Raw genomic sequence first — 24,513 nt, forward strand, 5'->3', positions numbered from 1 at the left:
CCGTCAGTCGGCCTGGGCGATCCGCTCCGCCGCGACCGGTTCCGGCTCGCCGGCCAGAAACCGCCGCACCACCGGGTCCTCGCAGGCGGTGATGGCCTGGGGAGCCCCTTCCCAGACGATGCGGCCCTCGTCGAGCATGGCCACGTGGCCGGACACGTCGAACACGTCGGGAATGTCGTGGCTGACCAGGATGGCCGTAAAGCCGAACTGCCGCCGGGACTGGTCGATGAGCGCCAGGACCGAGGCCTTGCGGATGGGATCGAGGCCGGTGGTCGGTTCGTCGAAGAGGATCAGCCGGGGCTCGGTAACCAGCGCCCGGGCCAGGGCGACGCGTTTTTGCATGCCGCCGGAAATCTGGGACGGATACTTGCCGAGGATGCCGCCGAGTTCCAACCGCTCGGCCATGGCCCGCACCCGGTTTCCGGTTTCCGTTTCGGACAGCCGGGCGGTTTCCCGTAGCGGCAGGGCGATGTTGTCATAGACGGTCATGGAATCGAACAGCGCCATGTTCTGGAACATGTAGCTGCACTTGCGGCGAAATTCCCGCTGCTCGGCATGGCTGGCCGCGGCCAGGGGCGCGCCGTCAAAAAGGATGTCGCCGCTGTCCGGAGCAAGCAGGCCGATAATGTGCTTGAGAAGCACGCTCTTGCCTTCGCCCGACTTGCCGATGACGGCCGTGACCTCCCCTTCGGGCACGGTCATGTCCACGCCGCGCAGCACGGGTTGTCCGGAGAAGGCCTTTTTGAGACCGCGTATTTCGATGAAAGGTTTCGTCATGACGTTTTGGGCGTCCGTTTCGTGAAATCGAAGCATCTTGAACGCAAACGCGGCCAAAGGCAAGGACCTCCGGCGCGGCACGGGGATTGCAAAATTCATTGCCGGCCGGCAATTTCCGCCGTTTCACAGCCCCGGCTTGTGCTGGCCCCGTTTCGAGGCTAGCATGACAAAGCGCGGCGCGTTCGCCGCCGCTTGGGAGACAAACGCTTCATGCCCACCGCCGCTCCACTCATCCGCCTCCGTTCCGGCCACCTGATCGGCTCGGGCTGTCCCGCCTTCCTGGTGGCCGAAATCGGCAACAACCACCAGGGCAGCCTGGAAACGGCCCGGGAGATGGTCCGCGCCGCGGCCGTAAGCGGCGCCAGCGCCGTCAAATTCCAGAAACGCGACATGGCGGCCCTTTTCACCAAGACCGGCCTGGACGCGCCCTATGGCGGCAAGAACAGCTTCGGCCCGACCTACGGCCGCCACCGGGCCGCGCTGGAGCTTTCCGGCGAGGCGCTCGCCGAACTCAAGGCCCTGGCCGAATCGCTGGGACTCACCTTTTTCGCCTCGGCCTGGGATGCCCCGAGCCTGGCCCTCTTGCTGGATCTCGGCGTGGAACTGCTGAAGATCCCCTCGGCCGACCTCGTCAACCTGCCGCTTTTGCGCCAGGCCGGGGAAACGGGCCTGCCCGTGATCCTCTCCACCGGCATGAGCGGCCTGCCCGAGGTGGACGCGGCCGTGGCCGAACTGCGCCGCTACCATGACCGCATCGTGATCCTGCACTGCAACAGCTCCTACCCCTGCCCCGACGAGCAGGTGGGGCTGCCGCTGATCGACGCCCTGCGCCGCCGCTACGGCCTGCCGGTGGGCTATTCCGGCCACGAGCGCGGCCTCGGCCCGACGGTCGCGGCAACGGCCTTCGCCCCGGCCGTCATCGAACGCCACTTCACCCTGGACAAGACGCTCCCCGGCACCGACCACCAGGCGTCGCTGTCGCCCACGGAATTCGCGACCATGGCCGCCATGGTGCGCGAGGCCGAGGCGGCCCTTCGCGTCACGCGAAAGCGCGTCTTTCCCGGCGAGGTCAGCGCGGCGGCCAAGCTGCGCAAGTCCGTGGTCTTTTCCCGCGACCTGCCGGCCGGGCACGTGGTCTCCCCCGAGGACCTGACCGTCAAATGCCCGGGCACCGGGCTGTCGCCGCTTTTGCTCGACGCCATCGCCGGCTGCCTGCTTACCTGTCCGGTACGCCAGGACGACATGGTGTCCTGGGACATGCTGGCCGCCCGGGAATCCGCCGGGGAGTCCCTCTCCTTCAAGGCCGCCCAGCCCGGATTCTAAGCGCCCTCCGGGTCGCAGGCCCCGTGCCCCACGCGATGGGGACAGGCGCGGCCCAGGGACACCCGCTTTTTCGCGCCGGCCTGACCGGCATTTCTTGTTGGAATCCCCTTGCCGCGCGGCCGCACGCCCCGCGCCCCCGAAGCGATCGCCCGGGGGCACGCGGTCCTCTGGCGACGCGGGCCAGGCGGATACGAACTCAAATCGCGTCGAGCGGGCCCGGACAAGCGGCCCGGTCGGCTTCCTGTCCGGGCGCATCGGGCAGGCCAAGCGGGGCGCGGCGGTCGCGCACGAAGGAATTGCCGGGCTGGGCCTTGGCGTATTTTTTCACCGCCGCCGCCCGCAGCCCCAGCTCGTCCATGGTCACGGGCACGGCAAAGGCGCAGTCGATGACGCCCATGGAGATGGTGAGCAGGTCGAACCGGCCCACCCGGCCGTCGCGGCCCTGGCCCTCGATGTAGCCGCGTTCGCGGTCCTCGGCGGTGTAGAGGGCCGAGGAGGCGGCGGCGAAGGATTGGGCCACGGCCCGGCAGATCGGCTCCGCCGCGGGGCCGTCGCACAGGATGACGAAATCGTCCCCGCCGACATGGCCCAGGAAATCGTCCTGGCCGCCATGGGCGCAAAGGGCCTCGCCCAGGATGCGGGCCGTCAGCAGGATGGCCTTGTCCCCGTCCTTGAAGCCGTAGACGTCGTTGAAGACCTTGAAGTTGTCGAGGTCGGCGTAGATGAAGCAGGTCGCCCGGCCGGCGGCGGCGCGCCGGGCGATCTCGCGCTCGATGGCCACGTTGCCGGGAAGGCCGGTCAGCGGGTTGGCCCCCTTGGCCATCTCCACCTGGACGCTGGCCAGGGCGTCGAGGATTTTCTGCACCGACACCAGCCCGGAAAGCCGGCCCCGGCAGGTGACCAGGATCGGATCGTAGAGCTTGTCCCGGTCCCGGGCCATGGCCGCCTGGGCCGCCACCTCCACCGGCGTGTCCCACTCCACGGCCAGGGGCGAGGGGTCCATGATGCGGCCCACGTCGCGGCGCAGGAACAGGGACAGGCCGTACTGGGAGCTGAGCAACTTGTCCAGGTGCTGGCTCATGATGAGCCCTTCTGGCCGGCCGGCCTGGGTCACCACCACGGTGTGCACGGATTCGTTTTCGTCGAAGAACTGTTTGACCTCGCCGATGGTGGCGCTTCGCCCCACTTGTTGGGGGCGCTCGGCCAGATCGTTTATGGGCGAGGAGCACTTGAGCCCGTCGGCGGCCATGTTCGCGCCGCGCACGATGGCCAGACGCGGCCCCTCGTCCAAAAGCGCGGGCGTTTCCGCCGGCCGGCCCAGGAAAAAGCCCTGGCCGAAATGCGCGCCGAGGCGGATCAGGCAGGCCAGCTCCGCCTCGGTCTCGATGCCCTCGGCCACGATGCGGCAGCCGACCTTTTCCGAAAAAGTGAGCAGCGTCTCCATAAGCGCCCGCTTGACCGGATTGGCGTCGATGCCGCGCACGAGCGACATGTCGATCTTCATGAAATCCGGCTGGATCTCGGCGATGGAGACGAGCCCGGAATAGCCCGTGCCCACGTCGTCCACGGCCACGCCGTAGCCGGCGTCGCGGTAATGGGCCAGGGTCCGGTGGAACAGGTTGAAGTCCTTGACACTGTGGCGCTCGGTGATCTCCAGCACCACGTCGTGGGGCTCCATGCCGTACTTGTCCAAAAGCCGGCGCGTCTCGCCGGGGGTGAACTGGGGATCGAGCAGCGTACGGGGATGGACGTTGCAAAAAAGCTTGGCCCCGGGCTCGCGCTTGGCGAATCCCCGGATGGCCGCTTCCCGGCAGATTTTTTCCAGGGCGAAGATGGCCCCGGCCTCCTCGGCCACGTCAAAGAGCATGGCCGGGGATTCCAGCGTGCTGTCCCGGGGGCCACGGGCCAGCGCCTCCCAGGCGAAGACCGAACCAGCCCGCAAATTGACGATGGGCTGGAACACGGCCCGCACCCGGCGCAGTTCGAGAATCTCGCGGAATTCGCGCAGCGCCGGGGCCAGCGCCCCGCCCTCGCCCCCGCCGGCCCGCCGGGACGCCTCGGCCACGGCCGAGGCCAAGGCCATGTCGAGTCCGGCCGCCCCACGGCTTATGACCCTGGCCGCGCCGCACCGCAGTTCCACGCCCTGGCCGGTCAGGCGCACCGACTCCTGGCGCAGCCGACCGCGCACATCCAGCCGCAGCATCGCGGCCAGGCGATCGAGGGCCTCGGCGTCGTCATCCTTGTGGCCGACGATCACCAGCACGCGGGACGGCTCGAGCACCTCGATCAAAGCCAGGGGATACTCCCGGGTGCGCTGCCCGGCCACGCGCCGCACCTCCCGGGCCATGGTCCCGGCCAGGGTTTCGGCCACCTCGGGACGAAACAGCCGGCGGAGCAAGGAAAAATCCTGGATTTCCAGCAGGACGAGACCGAGAAAACCGCCTTTGGCGATATGCCCGGCCACGCGCTCCCGGTGCTCCCGCTCCAAAAAGCCCAGGAGCTGACAGCCATCGAGGGGGCCACCCTCCGGGATACGAACGCTCTCAACACACGACGAGAACTGCATAAACTTCCTTCGCATGCGCCACAGTCAAGGCGCATGGCGCAGTCATGAGCGAAATCATCTTTCGCTACCGTGGAGCCCGTCGCGCTTGGCCGCGTCTCTTCGACATTGCCATGACGTTTTCATGACGCCAGGCCACAGCCGCCGCGCCCGCCCCGGCAAGGCGGCCGTCACGGGACCGTGACCGGCCCGTCGCCCATGCGGCACGCCCATCCCGGCGATCTTCCTCCCTTTCCGGCCATGGCGGCTTGCAAAAAAAAGCGTTGCGGGTATTATCGCCTGCAATCGGCCCTGTAAGCTTCATTCGGGAGCACGACCCGGGCCGCGCGAGGATCCATGCAGTCGCAGACACCGTTCACTCCCCTGGCCACGCCGTTTTCCCCCTGGGAACCGGGCGCCCTGGCCTTTCTGGTCTATTTCGTCCTGGTGCTGGCGATCCTAGGGCTCATCCTTTTCCTCTCGGGCTTTCTGGTGCGCCGCCGGCCCACCCCGGACAAGCAGCGCCCCTACGAATGCGGCATCCTGCCCACGGGCGACGCCCGGTTCCGCTATCCGGTGCCGTTTTTCCTCATGGCCGTCTTTTTCCTCATCTTCGACGTGGAAACCGCCTATATCGTGTCCTGGGCCGTGGCCTGGCCGGAACTCGGCCTTCCCGGCTACCTGCGCATGGCCGTGTTCATCGTGATCCTGGGCCTTGGCCTGGCCTACGCCTGGGTAAAGGGCGGCCTCGACTGGAACGAGGAGGAAGGCTTGTGACCGGCCCCCTCGACGCCGTTTTCTCGCCCACGGATCACATCATCAACTGGGCGCGCAAGAACAGCCTCTGGCCCTTTTTCTTCGGGCTGTCCTGCTGCTTCGTGGAGGAGGCCACGGCCTGGGGGCCGCGCTACGACATCGCCCGCTACGGTTCGGAGGTCTTCCGGGGTTCGCCCCGGCAGGCCGACGTGCTCATCGTCTCGGGCACGATGTTCAAAAAGATCGCCCCGGTGGCCCTTCGGCTCTACGAACAGATGAGCGACCCCAAGTGGGTCATCTCCATGGGCTCGTGCAGCAACTCCGGCGGCATGTACGACGTCTATTCCGTGGTCCAGGGCTCGGACCAGATCCTGCCCGTGGACGTCTATATCCCGGGCTGTCCGCCCCGGCCCGAGGCGCTTTTCGACGGGCTGTTGCTGCTCCAGAAAAAAATCGCCGCCGGCGAAAAGCCTACCCGCCCCGTGCTGCACCTGCCGGGCGGCAGCGAAGGCGGCCGGCGCGACCACCTCCTCGACGGGGTGAGCAAATGCCGCGATACGCGCGGCCCCGGCTACGCCGGCATCCCCATCCGGGGCACGGCCGCGACCGAACCGCGCTTTTACGGCTCCCGGGCGGACGGCATGTGGACGCCGCCCGCGCCGCGCCTGACGCTGCGCGACGACCAGCAAGCCGTGGCCGCGGACCTTGCCGCCGCCTTCGGCGAGGCGGTGACGCCTACGCCGGACGCCATCGACATGCCGACCTATGCCGTGGCCCCGGAGCGCATCACCGAGGTGCTGGCCCATCTTAAAAGGAATGCGCCCACCCGCTTCGAGCGTCTGGAGGACCTGACCGCCGTCGACGAGACCATGCGCCGCACGCCGCAAGGCCACGAGGCCAGCGTGGTCTACACGCTTACCTCGCTGTCCAGCCCGGGCATGGTGCGCCTGACCTGCGCGCTCCCCACACGCGACAGCGCCATCGCCACGGCGACGGGCGTGTGGCCGAGCGCCTCCTGGTACGAACGCGAGGCGGCCGAGATGTTCGGCCTGCGTTTTACCGGGCACCCCGACCCCAGACGGCTGCTCACCCACCGCGACTGGGTCGGCCATCCCCTGCGCAAGGACTACGAGGGCCGGGCCACCAACATGCCGCCCTTCACCGAGGACGACTGCCGCCGCCTGGAACCGGTGGACGCCAGGGAAATCCTCGGCCCGCGCGCCGACGCCGGGGACTACCTGCTCAATTTCGGGCCGCACCACTACGCCACCCACGGCATCTTCCGCTACGTGCTGGCCATGCGCGGCGAGCGGATCAAGGCCCTCGGCATGGACATCGGCTACCACCACCGGGGCGTGGAGAAAATCGGCGAGCGCCAGACCTGGCACCAGTTCATCCCTTACACCGACCGGGTGGACTACCTTTCGGGCGTGGCCAACAACCTGTCCTACGTCACGGCCGTGGAGACGCTTACCGGCATCGAGGTGCCGCCGCGCGCCGCCTATGCCCGGGTCATGCTGTCGGAGCTTTTCCGCATCTCCAACCACCTCATGTACTTCGGCACGTTTCTCCAGGATCTCGGCATGATGAGCCCGATATTCTACGCCCTGCGGGAACGCGAGCTGGTCCTCGACATCATCGAGACCATCACCGGCGGCCGGCTCCATCCGTCGTGGCTGCGCATCGGGGGCATGGCGGCCGATCTGCCCGAGGGCTGGAAGGAGCAGGTCGACGCCTTCATCAAAATCTTCCCGGGCCGGGTGAAGGAATACCACGCCGGTGTGACCAAAAACCCCATCGTCAAGGCCCGCTGCCGGGGCGTGGGGACCATCAGCGCCGCCGAGGCCATCGATTGGGGCGTCACCGGCCCCAACCTGCGGGCCACGGGGGTCGCCTGGGACCGACGCAAAAAGATGCCCTACGGGGCCTACGCCGATTTCGATTTCGACGTGCCGACCCGCGACGCCGGCGACTGTTTTTCGCGCTACCTCGTGCGCATGGACGAGATGCTCGAAAGCCTGCGCATCATCAAGCAGGCGGCGGATAACATGCCGGGCGGCCGCTGGCTGGCCGCGGACGCCCGCTACAGCCTGCCCCAGAAACGCGAAGCCCTCACCGACATCGAAAGCCTGATCCACCATTTCGTCAACGTCACGCGCGGCCCAAGGCTCCCGGTCGGCCAGGCCTATGCCGCGACCGAAGCCCCGCGCGGCGAGCAGGGCTATTACGTCGTCTCCGACGGCGACTGCCACGCTTACCGCATGCGGGTGCGCACCCCGGGCTTCGCCAACATCCAGGCCATGCCGCTGCTGGCCGAGGGACTGCGGGTGGCTGATTTCGTGGCCGTGCTCGCTTCCTACGATTACATTCTGCCGGATATCGATCGATGAGATATAGTGCTATGGAAATATTGCGGAAATATGGGCTGGTTGGCCGGCGAGGGACTGTGACGGCCGCGCGCGGCGCATATTTGAAGAATACGCCTTCGCGTCCGCCACAGCCCCTCGCCGGCCCTGGCCACATGCAGCATATCCGGAAGCCATTCCCGCCTCAGAGCACCAGGGAATCCGCCGCAACATTATTTTTGCAACATCCTCACATTTCATCCATATTTCTCCATTCGGGGGGTCCGGGGGGCCCGTGGCCTCCCGGCGGGGTAGTCCAGAAGGGGCAGCGCCCCTTCTGGCGGAGAGGTCCAGGAGAGGCGGAGCCTCTCCTGGCCGCCGGAGGCGCACAGCATGGCATTGCCTGACGCACTGGTCGCGGACCTCAAACGCATGATCGCCCAGGCGGAGCATCCCCGCGAGGCGGCGGTGGATGTGATGTACGCCTTGCAGCACCACTACGGGTATCTGTGCGACGAGGCCGTGCACTACGCCTCGAAGCTGCTCGGCATGACCACGCTGGAGCTGGAGTCCCTGGCCACCTTTTACGACTACCTCTACCGACGGCCGGTGGGGCACTACGTCATCCACGTGTGCGACTCTGTGGTGTGCTGGATGTTCCACCAGGATTCCATCTTCGATTATCTGTGCCGCACGCTCGGCGTGCCGCCCGGCGGCACGACCGAGGACGGCATGTTCACGGTGCTGCCTTCGGCCTGCATCGGCAACTGTCATAATGCGCCGACGATGCTCATAAACGGCCGCTTCTACAACAAGCTCACCCCCGAGCGCATTGATGCGGTTCTTAGGGAACTGCGCGAGACCACCGAGGAGCCGGTTCGATGCAAGTAGACGCGCCGCAGGTGCTTTTCAAAAACCGCCACCTCGGCCGGCCGGCCACCTTCGACGAATACCGGGCCGGCGGGGGCTACGAAGCGCTTTACGCCACCATCGGCAAGCGCACGCCGCAGGAAGTGCTGGACATCGTCCTGGCCTCGGATTTGCGCGGCCGGGGCGGGGCGGGATTTCCGGCCGGGCGCAAATGGCAGGGCATCCCGGCCGGCTACGTCGGCCCGCGCTACGTGGTGGTCAACACCGACGAGATGGAGCCCGGCACCTTCAAGGACCGCGTGCTGGTCAACGTGGACCCGCATCTGGTCATCGAGGGCATCCTCCTGTGCGCCTACGCCGTTTCGGCGACGCTCGGCGTCTGCTTCATCCGGCCCTCCTACGAAGCCGACGCGGTGCTGCTCGAGCGCGAAACCCAGGTCGCCCGCGACAAGGGGCTTCTCGGCAAAAACATCCTGGGCACAGACTTTTCCTTCGACATCCACGTGCACCGAAGCGCCGGCCGCTACATCTGCGGCGAGGCCTCGGCCCAGATCAAGGCCATTTCGGGCCTGCGCCCCAATCCGAGAAAAGGCGGCCCCCGCACCAGCGTCAAGGGACTCTGGGACTGCCCGACCATCGTCAACAACCTGGAAACCCTGGCCAACCTGCCGGGAATCGTCAAAAACGGCCCGGACTGGTTCAAGTCCCTGGCCCGCACGCCGACCGGCGCCGGCACCAAGCTTTTCAGCGTGTCCGGTCGCATCGCCAAGCCGGATTGCTACGAGCTGCCCATGGGCATTCCGCTGCGGGAAATCCTCTTCGAGCACGCCGGCGGCATGCCGCCAGGGCGCGCCATCAAGGCCGTCATTCCGGGCGGGGCCTCGACCCCCTTCATGCCCGAAAGGCTGCTCGACCTGCCCATGGACTTCGACGCCATGAAAAAGGCCGGCCAGCGGCTGGGCACGGCCTCCATCATGGTCTTCGACCAGAACACCTGCCTGGTCGGGGCTACGCTCAACCTGATCGAATTTTTCACCCGCGAGTCCTGCGGTTGGTGCACGCCGTGCCGCGAAGGCCTGCCCTACGTGCGCCATCTGCTGCGGCTCATCGAGTCCGGCGAGGGTAAGGAAGAGCACATCGGCATGATCCGCGACATGGCCAAGGTCATGCAGTCGGCCTACTGCGCCTTCGCGCCCGGGGCCGCCGAACCGATCCTGAGCCTTTTGACCCATTTCGAGGCGGAAGTGCGCGAGCACCTGCACCAGCGCAAATGCCCCTTCGGCAACCCGCCGCCAGCCATGCACGGCAAGGCCTGCGGCACGCGCCCCGTGGCCTTCGGCCCGACCCCCTGCCCGGAGGACCAATGCCCGATCTGATTATCGACGGACGTCCCGTAACGGTCGCCAAGGGGACAACGGTCATCGAGGCGGCCGAGGCGCTCGGCATCGTCATCCCGCGCTTTTGCTGGCATCCGGCCCTGGGCGCGGCCGGGGCCTGCCGCATGTGCGCGGTGATGTTCACGGACGGCCCGGTCAAGGGGCTGGAGATGAGCTGCATGACCCCGGCCGCCGACGGCATGGTGGTGGAGACGTCCCACCCCGAGGCCGTGGCCTTTCGCCGGCATGTCATCGAACTGCTGATGGCCAACCATCCCCACGACTGCCCGGTGTGCGACGAGGGCGGCCATTGCCTGCTCCAGGACGAGACGATCTCGGGCGGCCACAGCCTGCGCCGCTGGCCGGGGACCAAGCGCACCTACCTGGACCAGGACCTGGGGCCGTTCATCCAGCACGAGATGAACCGCTGCATCCACTGCTACCGTTGCGTGCGGCTCTACCAGGAGTATTGCGGCTATCGCGATTTCGGGCCCATGCAAAACGCCAACCGGGTCTATTTCGGCCGGTTCGAAAACGGGCCGCTCGAAAGCCCCTTTGCCGGCAATCTGGCCGACATCTGCCCGACCGGCACGCTCACCGACAAGACCGCGCGCTTCACGTCGCGGCGTTGGGACTGCGAACGCGCCCCGTCGGTGTGCCCGCATTGTTCGCTTGGCTGCAACACCGTGGCCCTGTCGCGCTACCGGGCCGTGGCCCGGATCGAGGCCCGGGAAAACGCGGCGGTGAACGGCTTTTTCATCTGCGACCGGGGACGGTTTTCCCACGGCTTCGAGTCGAGCCCCGAGCGGCCGCGCGAGGCCAAAATCGACGGCACGGCCGCGTCCGTGGACGACGCCCTTGCCGCCGTGGCCGCGCGGCTTGCGGAAACGGCCAAGACCCACGGCCCGGAAAGCGTGGCCGTGGTTGGCTCGGCCCGCTCCACCCTCGAGACGCAGGCCGCGCTGAAGGCCCTGGCCAAGGCCGCCGGCTGGACCGGACCGGCTTTTTTCGAAAGCCGCTCCTGGCAGGAGGCGATAACCGCGTCGCTGGCCGCCCTGACGCCGACGCGCGCCCTGTCCCTGGCCGATATCGGCCGCTGCGACGCGGTGCTTACGCTCGGCGTTTCGCCACTTTTCGACGCGCCCATGCTGGCGCTCGCCCTGCGTCAGGCCACACGAAACGGCGGGGCGGTCATCGTGGCCGACCCCAGGCCCGTGTCCCTGCCCCTGCCTTTCACGCACCTGCCGGTCGCGCCGCGACAGCTTGCCGCCGTGGCCGCCGTCGTCACCGCCGCCCCGGGCGAGGTCGCCGCGCAGGCCCAAAAACGCCTGCCGCTCGCGCCTCAGCTGTGGCCGGCCCTGGAACAGGCGGCCAAGGCCCTGGCCTCGGCCAAGCGCCCGGCCGTGGTCTTCGTCCCGTCCCTGGCCGGAGCCTTGCCGACCGACGACCGTTTTGGCCTTTTCCCGGTTCTTGCCGGCCCGGGCACCGCCGGCGCGGCCCTGTGCGCCGCCCCGGACGCGCCGGGACTTGCCGATCTGGCCGAGGCCGTCACCGCCGGGCGCGTGAAAAGCCTTGTCGTTGTCGAGGCCGACCTTGCCGCGCTTTCGTCCCGGCTCTTCGCCGCCCGCGCCGGGTTGGACACCCTTGCCGTGTGCGACTGTCTGCCCACGCCGAGCGTGGCCAAGGCCACAATTTTTCTGCCCACGACCACGCTGTTCGAGTCCGGCGGGCTTTTCCTCAACAATGAAGGCCGGCTCCAGCGCGCCGCCCCGGTGCAGCCCGCCGGCGATCCCGTTTCCCGCGACGGCGGCGGCAACCATCCGCCCCGGGCCTTCGACCGCAGGCTTCCCGGCACGGACCCGCGCCCGGCGGACCGGCTTTGCCGCGACCTCGCCGCCGCGCTGGCCCTGGACCTGCCCGAAAGGCCCTGGCAAAACCTCGCCGGCCTCGGCCCGGAAGGCGAACGCGCGGATTTCGCCGCCCTGGCCGGCAGGGCAAAAGAAACCGCCCAGCCCTTCCCCGCATCCGAAGGGCTGACAGTGGTCTTTGCCGAGGCCCTGTTCGGCACCGAGGAGCTTGGCCGCTACGCCCCGCTCACGGCAAAGCTGGCCGCGACCGAGCCGACGCTGACGCTCCATCCCGAGGACGCCGCCTCCCTGGGCTTTGCCGACGGCGAGGCCGTTGCCGTGGCCGTGCTCGACCGCTTCGTCCACGCCGTGGCCCGCGTCACCCCGGACGTGGCCCGGGGCGTGGCCGTCCTGCCCCGGCTGCCGCAATTCGCCGGTCTGACCGCAACCCTGGGTCCCTGCGACCTGCGCCGGAGATAGGCCATGGTTCATATCCTCGTCGGCGTCCTGGTCATGCTGGTCAAAATGGGCATCGTTTTGGCCGTGGTCTTTGGACTCGCCGCCTACATGATCCTGCTCGAACGCAAGCTGCTCGGCCGCATGCAGGTGCGCTACGGCCCCAACCGGGTCGGCCTCTTCGGCCTGCTCCAGCCCATCGCCGACGGCCTCAAGATGCTCCTTAAGGAAGACATCATCCCCGACGGCGTGGACAGGCGCATTTTTCTCGTCGCCCCGGCCATCGTCGCCGGCACCGCCCTTTTCGCCTTTGCCGTGGTGCCGTTCGGCCCGGATTTCACTGTCTTCGGCGTGACCATCCGGCAGGTGATCGCCGACGCCAATGTGGGGGTGCTCGTCGTCTTCGGCCTGTCGTCCCTGGCCGTTTACGGCGTGGCCCTTGGCGGCTGGACCTCGGACAACAAGTACAGCCTGCTCGGCGGCCTTCGCGGCGCGGCCCAGATGATCAGCTACGAGCTGGCCCTGGCCCTTTCCCTGGTCCCGGTGGTCATGCTCTCCCGGTCCTTGAGCCTCTCCGACATCGTGGCCGCCCAGGCGACGCTCCCCTTCGCCCTCGTCCAGCCCGTGGCCTTTGCCATCTTCGTGGTCGCCGCCCTGGCCGAGACCAACCGCATCCCCTTCGACCTGCCCGAGGCCGAAAACGAATTGCAAGCCGGCTACCACACCGAATATTCCGGCATGCGCTTCGCGCTTTTCTTTGTCGGCGAATACGTCAACATGATCCTTTTAGGGTCCGTCACCGCCGTTTTTTTCCTCGGCGGCTGGCACGGACCCTTTTTGCCGCCGATCGTCTGGTTCCTCATCAAGGTTCTGGCCGTGCCGGTCTTTCTCATCTGGACCCGGGCCTCGCTGCCGCGCCTGCGCTACGACCAGCTCATGGCCGTGGGCTGGAAGTTCCTGGTGCCGCTCGGGCTGGTCAACATCCTCGTCACCGGCGCGATTCTCGCCGCCGGGATGTAAGGAGCCGTGTCGATGGAAGATAAAAACGACAAATCGGGCCTTTTGCGCGAGGTCGTCGACGGCGCGACCGGGATCATCGGGTCCTACGCCGCGACGCTGACCCATCTCTTTCGCAAGCCCGTCACCGAACAGTACCCGGAATACAAACGGCCCATGCCGGCCCGCACGCGCGGCCGCATCATCCTCACCCGCTCCCCGGACGGCAAGGAACGCTGCGTGGCCTGCTACCTCTGCTCCGGCGCCTGCCCGGTCAACTGCATCTCCATGCAGTCCGAGGAAGGCCCGGACGGCCGGCGGCGCGCGGCCTGGTTCCGCATCAACTTCGCCCGCTGCATCTACTGCGGCCTGTGCGAGGAGGCCTGCCCGACCCTGGCCATCCAGCTCACGCCCGAATTCGCCTTTTCCAAGGATTCCATCGAGGCCTTTGTCTACGAAAAAGAGGACCTGCTCGTGAACCACGGCGGCAAGGACCCGGATTACGATTTCTACGCCCATGCCGGCGTGGCCGCCGGCAGGCCCAAGGGCGAACACATCGGCGAGGACGAACCCGTGGATGTCAAAAGCATTCTGCCGTAGGATGAAATCATGACCGCTCTTGGCGCGCTTTTCTACCTTCTCTCCGCCGTGCTGCTCATCGCGGCGGGACTTGCCGCCACGCGGCGCAATCCCGTCCATGCCGTGTGCTGCGCCGTGGTGACGTTTATCGCCACGGCCGGCCTGTTCGTGGTCCTCGGCGCGCCGCTGCCCGGCGTGCTGGAGGTGGTGGTCTACGCCGGGGCCATCATGGTGCTGTTCCTTTTCATCATCATGCTGCTCGGGCTGCCGGTCGGCGTTGGCGCGGTGCCGGCGGCGCGGCTGGTCGTTCCGGGCGTCATCGCCGCCGCCACCCTTGTGGCGCTTTTCGCCCTGATCGGCGTCGATCCCGTGGGCCGGGTCATGCTGCCGGCGGCCTTGGCCACGCCGGCGGCCGTGGGCACGGTGCTTTTCGGCACCTACTGGCTGGCGGTGGAGGCCGTTTCCATCATCCTTTTCGCCGCGCTGGCCGCCGTGCTCCTTTTGGGCCGGGCCAAACGCGAGGCGCGTCAACAGGGAGGCGGCGCCGCATGAACGTGCCCCTGTCCCACGTCCTGGCCGTGGCCAGCCTGCTTTTCGCCATCGGCGCGCTGTGCGCCGTGGCCCGGCGTTCGATCCTCATGATCCTCGTCGGCGTGGAATTCATGCTCACCGCCGCGTCCGTCGCCTTTGTCGGCGCGTCGCTGGCCTGGGGAAACCTGGACGGCCAGGCGGCGGTGCTGATCGTCATGGGGCTGGCCGCGGCCGAGGCCGGCCTCGGGCTGGCCCTGCTCGTCCACGGCCGGCGCTCGGGCGGGACCGCCTCCATTGACGACTACAACCGCCTTGCGGGGGAATGATGGCCGAACTTCTTGCGCTCATGCTCCTCTTTCCCCTGGCCGGGGCGCTGTTCCAGGCCGGCTGGGGCGCGAAATGCGGCCGGCGGGCAAGCAACGTGGCCGCCGCCGTGGCCATCGCCGGAGCCCTGGCCATGGCCGTCGTCGCCATCTGGGGCCTCGGCGTCGCGCCGCACCGCATACGCTACGGCTCGTGGTTCGCCTTCGACGGCTTTTCCTCGGACTTTTCGCTCCTCTACGACCGCGTGGCCGGGGTCATGACCGTCACCGTCACCTTCGTGGCCCTGCTCATCCACCTCTACTCCGCCACCTACATGCGCGAGGACAAATCCTTTGCGCGCTATTTCTGCTACTTGAACCTCTTCGTCTTCTTCATGCTGGTCATCGCCCTGGCCGACGACCTGATTTTCCTCTTCATGGGCTGGGAAGGCGTGGGATTCTGCTCGTTCGCGCTCATCGGCTTCTGGCACGAGGAGCTGCCCAACGTGGACGCCGGGCGCAAGGCCTTCATCATGACCCGCATCGGCGACCTGGGCTACGTGGCGGCGCTTGGCATCGTCATCGCGCTTTTCGGCCACGCCTCGCTCTCCGATCTCGCCGCCAGGGCCGAAACCCTTTCGCCGGGCATGGCCGAGGTCATCGGCTTTTGTTTCCTCTTTGCGGCGCTCGGAAAATCGGCCCAGCTGCCGCTTTCGGCCTGGCTGCCCGACGCCATGGCCGGCCCGACCCCGGTTTCGGCACTGATCCACGCCGCGACAATGGTCACGGCCGGCGTGTACCTGCTCATGCGCCTGGACCCGATGCTCGCCTTCGCCCCGGACGTCGGCGCGGCGGCGGCCTTCATCGGCGCGGCCACGGCCCTTTACGGCGCGATCTGCGCCCTCGGCCAGCGCGACGTCAAACGCATCCTGGCCTATTCGACCATAAGCCAGGTCGGATACATGTTCCTGGCCGCCGGCTGCGGCGACGTGACAGGCGCGCTTTTCCACCTGCAAAGCCACGCCTTTTTCAAATCCCTGCTTTTCATGTGCTCCGGCGTCATGATCCAGGCCTTTCACGAGGAACACGACATCTTCCGCATGGGCGCGCGGCTGCGCAAGAAAATGCCCGGACTGTTCCTCCTGTTCACCTGTGGCGCGGCCGCCCTGGCCGCCTTGCCGCTCACCTCCGGCTACTTCAGCAAGGGCCGGACCCTGGCCGACGCCCTGGCCCACCCAAACGACATCTTTCTGCTGTCCTTCGTGCTCGGGACCGTGGCCGCCCTTCTCACCGCCATTTACGTCTTCCGCATGTACTTCGTGGCCTTTTTCGCCGATCCGGCCGATCCGGCGCCCATGAGCGACGATCCGGCCCTTTTCCGCATGGAACGCCCGCTTTGGCCCCTGGGCGTCCTGGCCCTGGTGTACGGGTTCATCAACCTGCCGGAATTTTTCCACCTAAAACCGCTTCTCGACAGCTACCTGGCCGGGACCGTCGCCCCCAATCCGCCCGAAGTGGAAAACGCCGAGGTGGTGGTCATGATCCTGGACGCGGTCATCGCCATCGGCGGCCTGCTCATCGCCTGGGCCATCTACCGGCCCGCGCGCCGTCACAAGGCCGCGCCGGACGGACGCCTCACGGCCGGACTCGGCCTGGACGGCTTTTACCGGAAATGGCTGGCCGCGCCGTATGCGCGGGCGGCGGCCTTCCTGTGGCGCGGGGTGGATGAGGATATGTTAAACGGCACGGTCCTGGCCGCGACATCCGGCATCTCCGGCCTGTCCGACGGCATCCGCCGGCTGGGAGGCGGGCGCATCGCCGTCTCGCTGGTCACCGTTTTCGCCCTGGCCGCCATCATCTTGACCTGGCTCGCGGTGGGCTGGACACAAGGATAAGGAAACGCAGCCATGATGCCCATGACGCCCATGCTGTCCACGCTGCGGGACCTCCCCTGGCTGACCCTGCTCATTTTCTGGCCCCTGGCCGCGGCCGTGGCCATGCCGCTTTTCCGGCGCTCCCGGGAGGCCTGCCGGTCCTTCGCCCTGACCGCCGCCCTGATCGAAGGAGCGATGGCCCTGCTGGTGATCCTTCTTTTCGCCGTGGGCCGCTCCTCCCTGCCGGTCAGCGAAGACGTCGCCTGGATACCCCAGCTCGGCATCCGCTATACCCTGACCTGCGATGGCCTCAGCCTCGTCTTCGTGGCGCTCACCGCCTTTATCGGCGTGTGCTGCATGCTGGCCTCGCGCCATGACGACGCGAAACGTCCGGCCCTCTATCACGCCCTGATCCTCGCTTCGCTCGCCACCGTCCAGGGCGTGTTTCTGGCCACGGACGTCTTTCTTTTCGCGCTCTTCTGGGAAGCCCAGCTCATCCCGGTCTTTTTCCTCATCGGCATCTTCGGCCACGGCGACCGCATGCGGGTGGCCATCAAATTCTTCCTGTTCTCGGCCGTGGGTGGCCTGCTCATGTTCCTGGCCGTCATCGCCCTCGGCATATACGCCGCCGACGGCCCCACCGGCCCCACCTTTGCCCTGTACGACCTGACACGGCTCCATCTGCCGCTTGCCACGGCGCGCTGGCTTTTCGCCGCCTTCGTGCTGTCCTTCGCCATCAAGATCCCGCTGGTGCCGGTGCACATGTGGCTGCCCGACGCCCATACCGAAGCCCCCACGGCCGGCAGCCTCATCCTGGCCGGATTGCTCCTCAAGACCGGCGGCTACGCGCTGATCCGCTTCGCCCTGCCCCTTTTCCCGGAAGCGGCCGTGGCCTATGCCCCGGTCCTGACCGTGCTCGGCCTGATCGGACTCTTCTACGCCTCCTGGGTGGCCCTGGCCCAGGAAGACGTCAAACGCCTCGTCGCCTATTCGAGCATCGGGCATATGGGCCTGGCCGTGGCCGCCATCGTCTCCGGCAGCCGGCTGGCCCTCGGCGGCGCGGTGGTCATGATGGTCAGCCATGGCCTGACCTCGGGCGGACTTTTCGCCCAGGCCGGCATGATCGGCGAGCGCATGGGCTCCCGCCGCTTCGCGGTGCTGGGCGGCCTCTGGAACAAGGCCCCCCGGTTCGGCGCGGCCTTTCTGGTGTGCGTGCTGGCCTCGGCCGCTTTGCCCGGGCTCTCCGGGTTCGTGGGCGAGGCCATGATCGTCTTCGGGCTGTTCCGGGTCGATGTCGTCACGGGCGCTTTCGCCGTGCTCGGCATGGCCGCGACGCTTGTCTACCTGCTGCGTCTGGCCCGGGACACGCTCTTCGGCCCGCCCCGCTCGGACGCCCCCTTTGCCGACCTTTCGCCCCGGGAAACCGCGCTCATGGCGTCCCTGATCCTGGCCATGCTGTGGATCGGACTTTTTCCCGGCCCCGTCCTGTCGGTCATAAGCGCCCCCCTCGACATCATCGCCGGACAGGTCTGGCCAGCGGTGGCGACAGTGACAACCGGGCTTGGCCTGTAAGACAGAAAAGGACTCCCCATGCCCGCCCAAATCACCGGACTTTTTCCCGAGCTCATCCCCCACTTGGCCCTGGCCGCCGGGGGACTGGCCGCCCTTGGCGCGGCAATTTTCCGCCGGGGCGCGCCAAGGGGACTGCTCCCCACCCTCACCGCGCTCTTCGCCCTGGTGCCGGGCATCTGGGCCTTCCTGCCCGGCCCGGAGGCCAGCGGCATGACCCGTTTCTATGCCGGACTTTTAAGCGCCATCACCCTGGGCACGGTGGGGCTGCTGGCCCGCTACGCCGATAAGCGCGAATTTTCCGGCGACGCCCTTTACGGCCTGACCTTGTGGTCGGCCCTCGGCATGCTGCTGCTGGCCGAAGCGACCGACTGGCTGATGCTCCTTTTGGGGCTCGAGCTGGCTTCCCTTTGCCTCTACGCCCTGGTGGCCGCGCGCTTAAACGACAGGCTCGGGGCCGAGGCCGCGCTCAAGTATTTCCTGCCCGGGGCCGTGGCCCTGGCCACCCTCACTTTCGGCATCAGCCTGATCTACGCCGGCAGCGGAACCCTCGACATCGCCGACTCCCTGGCCGCCGGCGGCCCCATCGTCACCGCCGGGCTGGCCCTGGCCCTGGTCGGCATCGGCTTCAAGCTTTCCCTCGCCCCGGTCCATCTCTGGACGCCGGACACCTATCAAGGCGCGCCGGCTCCCGTTGCCGCCTTTCTCTCCACCGGCTCCAAGGCCGCCACGGCCGCCGCCCTGCTCCACCTGTGCGCCGACGCCTCCCCGGACGCCATGGCGCTCCTCTCGCCGGCCCTGGTCGCCGTCTCGGGACTTTCCATGGCTGTGGGCAACATCGGCGCGTTGCGGCAAAAAAGCGTCAAACGCCTGCTGGCCTACTCCTCCATCGCCCAGATGGGCTACATCGCCATGGCCGCGCTGGCCGTCGGGGCCGGCGGCGGCGAGGCCGCGCTTTTCTACCTGGCCGCCTATGCGCTCATGGACCTCGGCGCCTTCGGCGCGGTGGGAGCGCTTTCCGGCGACGCCGCCGACCGCGACGCCATTGCATCCTACCGGGGCCTCGGCTACGACCATCCCTGGCTGGCCGGTTCACTTGCCTTTTGTCTGCTGTCCCTGGCCGGGCTGCCGCCCACGGCCGGGTTCATCGGCAAATTTCTGGTCTTCGGCGCGGCCCTGCGCGCCGGCTACACGGGACTGGCCGTCTTCGGCATCCTCATGGCCGTCATCGGCATCTTTTACGCCCTGCGCCTGGTGGCCACGCTCTACATGCGCGAGAGCGTCGAAGCCTACCCGGCCGTTCCCGCCCCGGCCGGCCCGGCCGGAGGCCTCACCCTGTGGGCCGTGGCCGCCGGCCTGCTCTGGCTCGGCGTCTGGCCCGGGCCGCTCATGGCCGCCATCGCAAAACTGGTCGGGGGGTAGCGGAGAAGCGCGCCCGGGGCGGCAGGACGCCACCCCGGTCCCCCTTAACGGGAAAAGGAAGCATACATGCACGCCCGCCTGCTCGATCTGCTCGTCTGTCCGGTCTGCCTGCCCGAGGAACATCCGCTGCAACTCCAAGACCACCGTCACTCCGGCGATGATATCACCTCCGGGACCCTCGTCTGCCCCGACTGCGGCGCGGCCTATGCCATCACCGACGGGCTGGCCGACCTGGTTCCGCCCGAAAAGGCCGTGCCCACCGCCCAGGCGCGTTACGACACGGGCAGGCTGTCCGCCTCCTACCTGTGGAGCCACTACGCCGACCTGTGGGAGGACCGCGAAGCCACGGACGCCTACACGCGCTGGCTGGAAATGGCCGGAGACTGGGAGGGGCCGGGCCTGGACGCCGGCTGCGCCGTGGGACGCTTCACCTTCGAGATGGCCGCGAAAAGCGGCTTCGCCGTGGGCGTCGACCTGTCGCGGCCCTTCGTTACCCTGGCCCGGCGGATCGCCCGGAAAAAGGAAATGGCCTTCACCGCCCCGAGACAGGGGCATCTGACCACGCGGTTCGAGTTCTCCCTGCCCGCGCGGCTGCAACAGGGCATTGCGGAATTCGTGCGGGCCGACGTCGCGCGCCTGCCGTTTCGCGCCGAGAGTTTCGGTTTTGTCGCGTCGCTCAATGTCGTGGACAAGCTGCCGCGCCCGATGCTCCACCTTGTCGAGGCCAGACGCGTGTGCGCGCGAAAGGCTACCGTGCTCCTGGCCGACCCCTTCTCCTGGTCCGAAAACGTGGCTAGGCCGGAGGATTGGCTCGGCGGCACGGCGGAATCCGGCGACAGCGCGGCCGTCGTCGCCACCATGCTCGGCGCCGGCCCGGGCTGGGAGGCAGACATCGCGGGTTCGGCCTGGTGGACCATCCGCGACCACGTCAACCGCTACGAACGCATCCGCAGCGAAGTCATCGTCGCCCACCGCAGTGCGGAGTAGGGAAAATTTTCCGAAACGAGCCGGGGGGAAACTTTTCTGAAGAAAAGTTTCCCCCCCGGACCCCCTTTCAAAAGACTTTTAACGGTTACAACGTGTTGTCGTCACCAAAGTTCTAACTGTTAAAAGTTTTGGGGAGGGGAGAGCGCGAGAGGGGAACCCTTTTTTCAAAAAGGGTTCCCCTCTCGCACTTTCTTCATCTTCACGCCTCCTCCCCAAGCGCTTCGTCGATGCAGGGGGGGATGGGCATGCCGGCCCGGTGGAGGTTATCCCGGGCCTGTCGCACCTTTTCGAGCGGGATTTCGCGTTGGCGCCAGTAGGCGGCGGGATCGTCCAGGAAGGCGGCGATGACGTCATAGCCCTGTTCGTAGCTCGTCACCTCGTGGCAACAGTTGACGATCCAGCGCGGCCCGAGCGGCCCGAGATCGTGGCCGCCGCCGGAGAGATCGCTCGAAAGGGTGCGGAACTGGTTGAGGGTCTGCCGCCAGAACGGCTCGCCCCCGGGCCCGAGTCCCACCGGGTCGACGAAGATGTACGGCGCGGGCAGGCACTGCCCGATCTTCATGAAGGTGAGCGCCATGTTGACCTCGTAGCTTGTGCCGTAGCCGCCGAGGTTGAAGACCTTGAACACCGAACGCCGGTCCAGGATATCCTGGCGCGTATTCATGGCCAGGTTGGTGAACTGGGCCACGGCTTCGGGCTCGAAATTGGTTTTCTGCCCGATCTCCTCGGCGTTGATCCCGACGCCCATGCGGTAGATGCCGAGGGCGGCGGCGGCGTTGTCCACGGTCTGCATGACCCCGGGCCCGGAGCCGTGGGCCACGGCGAACCCTTCGCCCAGGCGCGGATGGTCCCGCAGCTTGCGCAGGAATTCCGTGATCGGCGCTTCGAGCACCGGCCCCAGCACGTCGCACGACGAGCCGAACATGGCCATGGTGGTGTGCACGCGCGGCAGGCGTTCCTTGCCTTGGCGCGTCACCCACAGTCCCCGGAAAAATTCCCGCACCTGGGCGTGGCCGTTGTACTCGAGCAGCAGGTAAAAGCGCATGCCCTCGTTTTCCAGACGCACCAGCTCCTCGTAGAGCGTCTGGTCCATGCGGAAATGCGGCAGCCGGCAATGCTCGCCGACCGCGCAGCCCATGCCCCGGGCCGCCACCACGCCGATGCCGTTTCGCTTGAGCACCCGCAACGTGTCCACCGGCGGCAGGGCCTCGGCCACGAACACCTTGGACAGGTCCTGCTCGCCGCCGACGTAGCGCAGCCCCTCCAAAAACGGCCGCAGCCGCTTGGGGATCTCCTCGCCCACGAGCACCCCTTCCGGAATGTTGCCCCGGGCGTACTCGTAGACCAGCCGCCACTGGAATTCCTGGAGCCAGACGCCCTCCTCCTGTTCCCAGGGAATGGCGAGCATCCTGCCGGGCATGAATATCCGGCCGTAGCTGCCGCCTTCGTCCGGCCCGGCCGTGATCTCGTCCAAAAGTCCCCGGGCCACTGCCGGGTCGAAAACGCCGGTCAGGTCCGCGAAATCCACCCCGGCCGCCAGCACGTTTCTGGCCCGGCCGGGCGGCAGCACGCGCTCGACCAGCCCGGCCAGCCGCACGTCCGCCGGATAGAGCCGCAGTCGCACGGCCAGCCCTTCGGTGGGAACGGCCTCCTCGCCGCCGTTGTAGAGTTCCACCTGGCGCGGCGTGGTGATCCCCGTGGTGCGCACGCCGTCGAGCAGCCGCGAGGCCAGATGGAACACGTCCGGCGACGACGTCTGGCGCTCGATCAGGGCCACGAAGGGGCCGAGGGCTATGTGCATGGCCCCGACCAGAAACTCCTTGGCGGCCAGGGTCGGCGGCAGCCCGGCTGGGGACAGGCTTTGGAAGATGGTCAGGCCGTGCTTGCCCTTGACCAGCATCTCGGCGAAATTGCGCCCCACGCCGAGCAGGCGCGAGGACAGCACGTAGCGCATGTTGAGCAGCGGGATTTCCATCACGCCGTCCGCGTCGATACGGTGGCGCTCGGGCAGCAGCAACCAGCCTCGATCGAGCGCCTCTTCGATCTCGTCCCGCCCGAGCGCCGGCCCGCGCGGGATGAACAGGCGGCCGAAATCCACGCCCCCGGCGTCGCACAGGCAGCGCAGGTCGGCCAGGGATTCGGCCAGAACGGCGTTGAGCGCCGTCAGCGCCACCCGCGCGTCCACGGTCCGTTGGCTGTCCGAAACTTCCGGCGGTTCGCCGGTCAGGCGCACATCGAGGCCGATACGTGAATGGCCGCTACGGCCGCTTATTTCCATGAACCGCTGCAACGGCAGGGAATCGCGGGCGGCCCGATCGCGCAAATCGCGCACCAGCCCGCGCAAGGCGTCGCTGGTATGGGAAAAGCGCATGACGCCAAGCGCCTGGGGCGCGGCCAGTTCCTCGTTGAAATGAACCTCGCCGACGTTGACGAGTTGACCGTCTCCGGTAACGAGCGGGGATGCGAGCATGATGCCTCCGAAATATGGCGTGGTTGCGGCGGAGGGAATACGGACCACCCTTATAGGCCAAGCGCCTTCGTGGGGGAACCCCCGGGCCTCCGCTTGCCCATCCGGCGCGACGTTGGTAATGAAAGACAAAGAACATCGGCCGGTTCGGCCACAAACGTTCACGACCCAGGCCGGCGACGCGCCCGGCCAGGTGACGGCCCATGCCAGTATTTTCCCTTGCCGATCTGCAGCCGGGCATGGTCCTGGCGGCGGACGCCGAAAGCCCCAACGGAAATCATCGCCTTGCCGGCGGCACCTCGCTGACGGAAACGCATCTCCGCCTGCTGCGCGGCTGGCATCTGCGTGAAATCGAGGTGGAGGACTCGCAACAGGCCATGGACGCCGGGACGGATGCCGTCGCGGACACCGCGCAAACCGTCCTGGCCCGATTCGCCCATCTGCCCGGAGACAATCCGTTCGTGGCCGAGTTGCGCCGCCAGGCCATGGCCCGGGCGGACACCTTCGTTTCGCCCAAGGCCTGCCTACCGACGCGCCGCAAACTCGACGCACCGGCCGGCGTGCCCGCACCGGAAAAAATCCTCACCGGCGATCCGGTCCTCGTCTCCCTGCCCGAAGTCTTCATGCGCATCCGGGAGGTCTTAAGCGACCCCGCCTCAACCATCGAAGAGGCGGCGGCGGTCATCGGCAAGGACCCGAGCCTGACGGCCAAACTCTTAAAGCTCGTCAACAGCGCTTTTTACGCCCGCACCCTGCGCGTCTCCGGCTCCCTGCCGCCGGCCTCCGTGGACACGCTGACCAGGGCGGTCATGCTGCTCGGGCTCAACCAGCTCTCCACCCTGGCCATGGGCGTTTCCGTGCTGCCCCTTTTTCGAGACATCCCGCCGGACTGCGTGGACCTGCGCCAGTTCTGGCAACACAGCGTCGGCGTGGGGCTCCTGGCCAAGATCCTGTCCGCCCGCCTGGGCGACCCGAGCCCGGAACGCTATTTCGTGGCCGGGCTGCTCCACGACATCGGCCGGCTGGTGCTCTACAAGCGCATTCCCGACGTCTCGGGCGAGGCCTTGGCCCGGGCCGCCGAATCGGGCCGGCATCTGGTCGCGGTGGAACGCGAAACCTTCGGCTTCGACCACGCGGAACTCGGCGGCATGCTGTTGCGCAAATGGCGCTTCCCCGAAAGCCTGGAGCAGACGGTCTGGCGGCACCATGACCCCATGGTCGCGGACCTGCCCCTGGAGCCGGCCATCATCAACGTGGCCGACATGGTCGCCGTGGCCACCCTGCCCGGCGGCAGCGGCGAACGCCTCGTTCCCGAGTTCATTCCCGAGGCCTGGCGGCTGGCCGCCCTCACGCCGTCCGACCTGCCAGAGATCGTGGCCACGGCCGAAAGCCACCTCGAGGTCGTATGCGCCATGTTCGCCTGAGCGCCGCCTGCCGCCGAAAACGACGAGAAAGTCCTGGACATGTGCCAAGTTCCGACATATTTGCAAAGCA

At 67.6% G+C, this 24,513-nt stretch carries 18 protein-coding genes; 15 read left to right on the forward strand and 3 right to left on the reverse strand.

What is annotated here, in order from left to right:
- Positions 1-3: 3 nt before the first annotated feature.
- On the reverse strand, positions 4-777 hold the full coding sequence (locus DESFRDRAFT_RS15415; protein ID WP_043794999.1) for an ABC transporter ATP-binding protein: 774 nt from the start codon (positions 775-777) through the stop codon (positions 4-6).
- Positions 778-987: 210 nt separating this feature from the next.
- Between DESFRDRAFT_RS15415 and DESFRDRAFT_RS15420 the strand changes: the two genes are divergently transcribed.
- Positions 988-2,100 carry an N-acetylneuraminate synthase family protein gene (locus tag DESFRDRAFT_RS15420; RefSeq protein WP_005995450.1) on the forward strand — a complete coding sequence of 371 codons (1,113 nt, stop codon included), beginning with the start codon at positions 988-990 and terminating at the stop codon, positions 2,098-2,100.
- A gap of 196 nt (positions 2,101-2,296) precedes the next feature.
- Here DESFRDRAFT_RS15420 and DESFRDRAFT_RS15425 read toward each other — a convergent pair whose 3' ends face one another.
- Positions 2,297-4,666 (reverse strand): GGDEF domain-containing protein, encoded by a 2,370-nt coding sequence (locus DESFRDRAFT_RS15425; protein ID WP_005995451.1) that lies wholly within the window; start codon positions 4,664-4,666, stop codon positions 2,297-2,299.
- 333 nt (positions 4,667-4,999) lie between these two features.
- On the opposite strand from DESFRDRAFT_RS15425, the gene DESFRDRAFT_RS15430 reads away from it, so the two are divergent.
- The 13 genes from DESFRDRAFT_RS15430 to DESFRDRAFT_RS15490 all read left to right on the forward strand — a co-directional run bounded on the left by DESFRDRAFT_RS15430 (position 5,000) and on the right by DESFRDRAFT_RS15490 (position 20,552).
- Entirely contained in the window at positions 5,000-5,419 is a 420-nt protein-coding gene (locus tag DESFRDRAFT_RS15430; protein WP_005995452.1) for an NADH-quinone oxidoreductase subunit A, read from the forward strand.
- Positions 5,416-7,788 (forward strand): NADH-quinone oxidoreductase subunit B/C/D, encoded by a 2,373-nt coding sequence (locus DESFRDRAFT_RS15435; RefSeq protein ID WP_005995453.1) that lies wholly within the window; start codon positions 5,416-5,418, stop codon positions 7,786-7,788. The genes DESFRDRAFT_RS15430 and DESFRDRAFT_RS15435 overlap by 4 nt, the downstream gene beginning before the upstream one ends.
- 348 nt (positions 7,789-8,136) lie before the next feature.
- A complete protein-coding gene (nuoE, locus tag DESFRDRAFT_RS15440) occupies positions 8,137-8,634 on the forward strand; it encodes an NADH-quinone oxidoreductase subunit NuoE (protein WP_005995454.1) in 498 nt (165 codons plus the stop codon).
- Positions 8,625-9,989 carry a complex I 51 kDa subunit family protein gene (locus DESFRDRAFT_RS15445; protein WP_005995456.1) on the forward strand — a complete coding sequence of 455 codons (1,365 nt, stop codon included), beginning with the start codon at positions 8,625-8,627 and terminating at the stop codon, positions 9,987-9,989. Before nuoE ends, DESFRDRAFT_RS15445 begins: the two co-directional genes overlap by 10 nt.
- Positions 9,977-12,316 carry an NADH-quinone oxidoreductase subunit NuoG gene (gene nuoG, locus DESFRDRAFT_RS15450; protein WP_005995458.1) on the forward strand — a complete coding sequence of 780 codons (2,340 nt, stop codon included), beginning with the start codon at positions 9,977-9,979 and terminating at the stop codon, positions 12,314-12,316. Before DESFRDRAFT_RS15445 ends, nuoG begins: the two co-directional genes overlap by 13 nt.
- Positions 12,317-12,319: 3 nt before the next feature.
- On the forward strand, positions 12,320-13,312 hold the full coding sequence (gene nuoH / locus DESFRDRAFT_RS15455) for an NADH-quinone oxidoreductase subunit NuoH (RefSeq protein ID WP_005995459.1): 993 nt from the start codon (positions 12,320-12,322) through the stop codon (positions 13,310-13,312).
- A 12-nt stretch (positions 13,313-13,324) separates the two neighbouring features.
- Positions 13,325-13,888, forward strand: a complete 564-nt coding sequence (gene nuoI, locus DESFRDRAFT_RS15460) for an NADH-quinone oxidoreductase subunit NuoI (RefSeq protein ID WP_005995461.1) — start codon at positions 13,325-13,327, stop codon at positions 13,886-13,888.
- Between the two features lie 9 nt (positions 13,889-13,897).
- Entirely contained in the window at positions 13,898-14,419 is a 522-nt protein-coding gene (locus DESFRDRAFT_RS15465; RefSeq protein ID WP_005995462.1) for an NADH-quinone oxidoreductase subunit J family protein, read from the forward strand.
- The gene (gene nuoK, locus DESFRDRAFT_RS15470) at positions 14,416-14,724 is read left to right on the forward strand and encodes an NADH-quinone oxidoreductase subunit NuoK (RefSeq protein WP_005995463.1); all 309 of its coding nucleotides are present in this window, start codon (positions 14,416-14,418) and stop codon (positions 14,722-14,724) included. The genes DESFRDRAFT_RS15465 and nuoK overlap by 4 nt, the downstream gene beginning before the upstream one ends.
- On the forward strand, positions 14,724-16,595 hold the full coding sequence (locus tag DESFRDRAFT_RS15475; protein ID WP_005995464.1) for an NADH-quinone oxidoreductase subunit L: 1,872 nt from the start codon (positions 14,724-14,726) through the stop codon (positions 16,593-16,595). Before nuoK ends, DESFRDRAFT_RS15475 begins: the two co-directional genes overlap by 1 nt.
- 12 nt (positions 16,596-16,607) lie before the next feature.
- Positions 16,608-18,146: a complex I subunit 4 family protein gene (locus DESFRDRAFT_RS15480; RefSeq protein ID WP_005995465.1), complete on the forward strand. Its 1,539-nt coding sequence runs from the start codon at positions 16,608-16,610 to the stop codon at positions 18,144-18,146.
- A gap of 18 nt (positions 18,147-18,164) precedes the next feature.
- Positions 18,165-19,565 (forward strand): NADH-quinone oxidoreductase subunit N, encoded by a 1,401-nt coding sequence (locus DESFRDRAFT_RS15485; protein ID WP_005995466.1) that lies wholly within the window; start codon positions 18,165-18,167, stop codon positions 19,563-19,565.
- Between the two features lie 66 nt (positions 19,566-19,631).
- A complete protein-coding gene (locus DESFRDRAFT_RS15490; RefSeq protein ID WP_005995467.1) occupies positions 19,632-20,552 on the forward strand; it encodes a class I SAM-dependent methyltransferase in 921 nt (306 codons plus the stop codon).
- A 199-nt stretch (positions 20,553-20,751) separates the two neighbouring features.
- Here DESFRDRAFT_RS15490 and DESFRDRAFT_RS15495 read toward each other — a convergent pair whose 3' ends face one another.
- Positions 20,752-23,022: a hypothetical protein gene (locus DESFRDRAFT_RS15495; protein WP_005995468.1), complete on the reverse strand. Its 2,271-nt coding sequence runs from the start codon at positions 23,020-23,022 to the stop codon at positions 20,752-20,754.
- 200 nt (positions 23,023-23,222) lie between these two features.
- Here DESFRDRAFT_RS15495 and DESFRDRAFT_RS15500 point away from each other — a divergent pair, with 200 nt between their 5' ends.
- A complete protein-coding gene (locus DESFRDRAFT_RS15500) occupies positions 23,223-24,443 on the forward strand; it encodes an HDOD domain-containing protein (protein ID WP_005995469.1) in 1,221 nt (406 codons plus the stop codon).
- Positions 24,444-24,513 lie beyond the last annotated feature (70 nt).

Origin of the sequence: Solidesulfovibrio fructosivorans JJ], from assembly GCF_000179555.1 — a bacterium.
In the GTDB taxonomy this organism is placed as follows: domain Bacteria; phylum Desulfobacterota; class Desulfovibrionia; order Desulfovibrionales; family Desulfovibrionaceae; genus Solidesulfovibrio; species Solidesulfovibrio fructosivorans.

Bases quoted from the DNA above. Each gene is read 5' to 3' on its own strand.
- DESFRDRAFT_RS15495 (WP_005995468.1), bottom strand. From the start codon at position 23,022: ATGCTCGCATCCCCGCTCGTTACCGGAGACGGTCAACTCGTCAACGTC.
- DESFRDRAFT_RS15490 (WP_005995467.1), top strand. From the start codon at position 19,632: ATGCACGCCCGCCTGCTCGATCTGCTCGTCTGTCCGGTCTGCCTGCCC.
- DESFRDRAFT_RS15420 (WP_005995450.1), top strand. From the start codon at position 988: ATGCCCACCGCCGCTCCACTCATCCGCCTCCGTTCCGGCCACCTGATC.
- DESFRDRAFT_RS15425 (WP_005995451.1), bottom strand. From the start codon at position 4,666: ATGCAGTTCTCGTCGTGTGTTGAGAGCGTTCGTATCCCGGAGGGTGGC.
- DESFRDRAFT_RS15430 (WP_005995452.1), top strand. From the start codon at position 5,000: ATGCAGTCGCAGACACCGTTCACTCCCCTGGCCACGCCGTTTTCCCCC.
- nuoK (WP_005995463.1), top strand. From the start codon at position 14,416: ATGAACGTGCCCCTGTCCCACGTCCTGGCCGTGGCCAGCCTGCTTTTC.
- nuoI (WP_005995461.1), top strand. From the start codon at position 13,325: ATGGAAGATAAAAACGACAAATCGGGCCTTTTGCGCGAGGTCGTCGAC.
- DESFRDRAFT_RS15485 (WP_005995466.1), top strand. From the start codon at position 18,165: ATGCCCGCCCAAATCACCGGACTTTTTCCCGAGCTCATCCCCCACTTG.
- nuoE (WP_005995454.1), top strand. From the start codon at position 8,137: ATGGCATTGCCTGACGCACTGGTCGCGGACCTCAAACGCATGATCGCC.
- nuoG (WP_005995458.1), top strand. From the start codon at position 9,977: ATGCCCGATCTGATTATCGACGGACGTCCCGTAACGGTCGCCAAGGGG.
- DESFRDRAFT_RS15465 (WP_005995462.1), top strand. From the start codon at position 13,898: ATGACCGCTCTTGGCGCGCTTTTCTACCTTCTCTCCGCCGTGCTGCTC.
- DESFRDRAFT_RS15415 (WP_043794999.1), bottom strand. From the start codon at position 777: ATGACGAAACCTTTCATCGAAATACGCGGTCTCAAAAAGGCCTTCTCC.
- DESFRDRAFT_RS15475 (WP_005995464.1), top strand. From the start codon at position 14,724: ATGGCCGAACTTCTTGCGCTCATGCTCCTCTTTCCCCTGGCCGGGGCG.
- DESFRDRAFT_RS15445 (WP_005995456.1), top strand. From the start codon at position 8,625: ATGCAAGTAGACGCGCCGCAGGTGCTTTTCAAAAACCGCCACCTCGGC.
- nuoH (WP_005995459.1), top strand. From the start codon at position 12,320: ATGGTTCATATCCTCGTCGGCGTCCTGGTCATGCTGGTCAAAATGGGC.
- DESFRDRAFT_RS15500 (WP_005995469.1), top strand. From the start codon at position 23,223: ATGCCAGTATTTTCCCTTGCCGATCTGCAGCCGGGCATGGTCCTGGCG.
- DESFRDRAFT_RS15480 (WP_005995465.1), top strand. From the start codon at position 16,608: ATGATGCCCATGACGCCCATGCTGTCCACGCTGCGGGACCTCCCCTGG.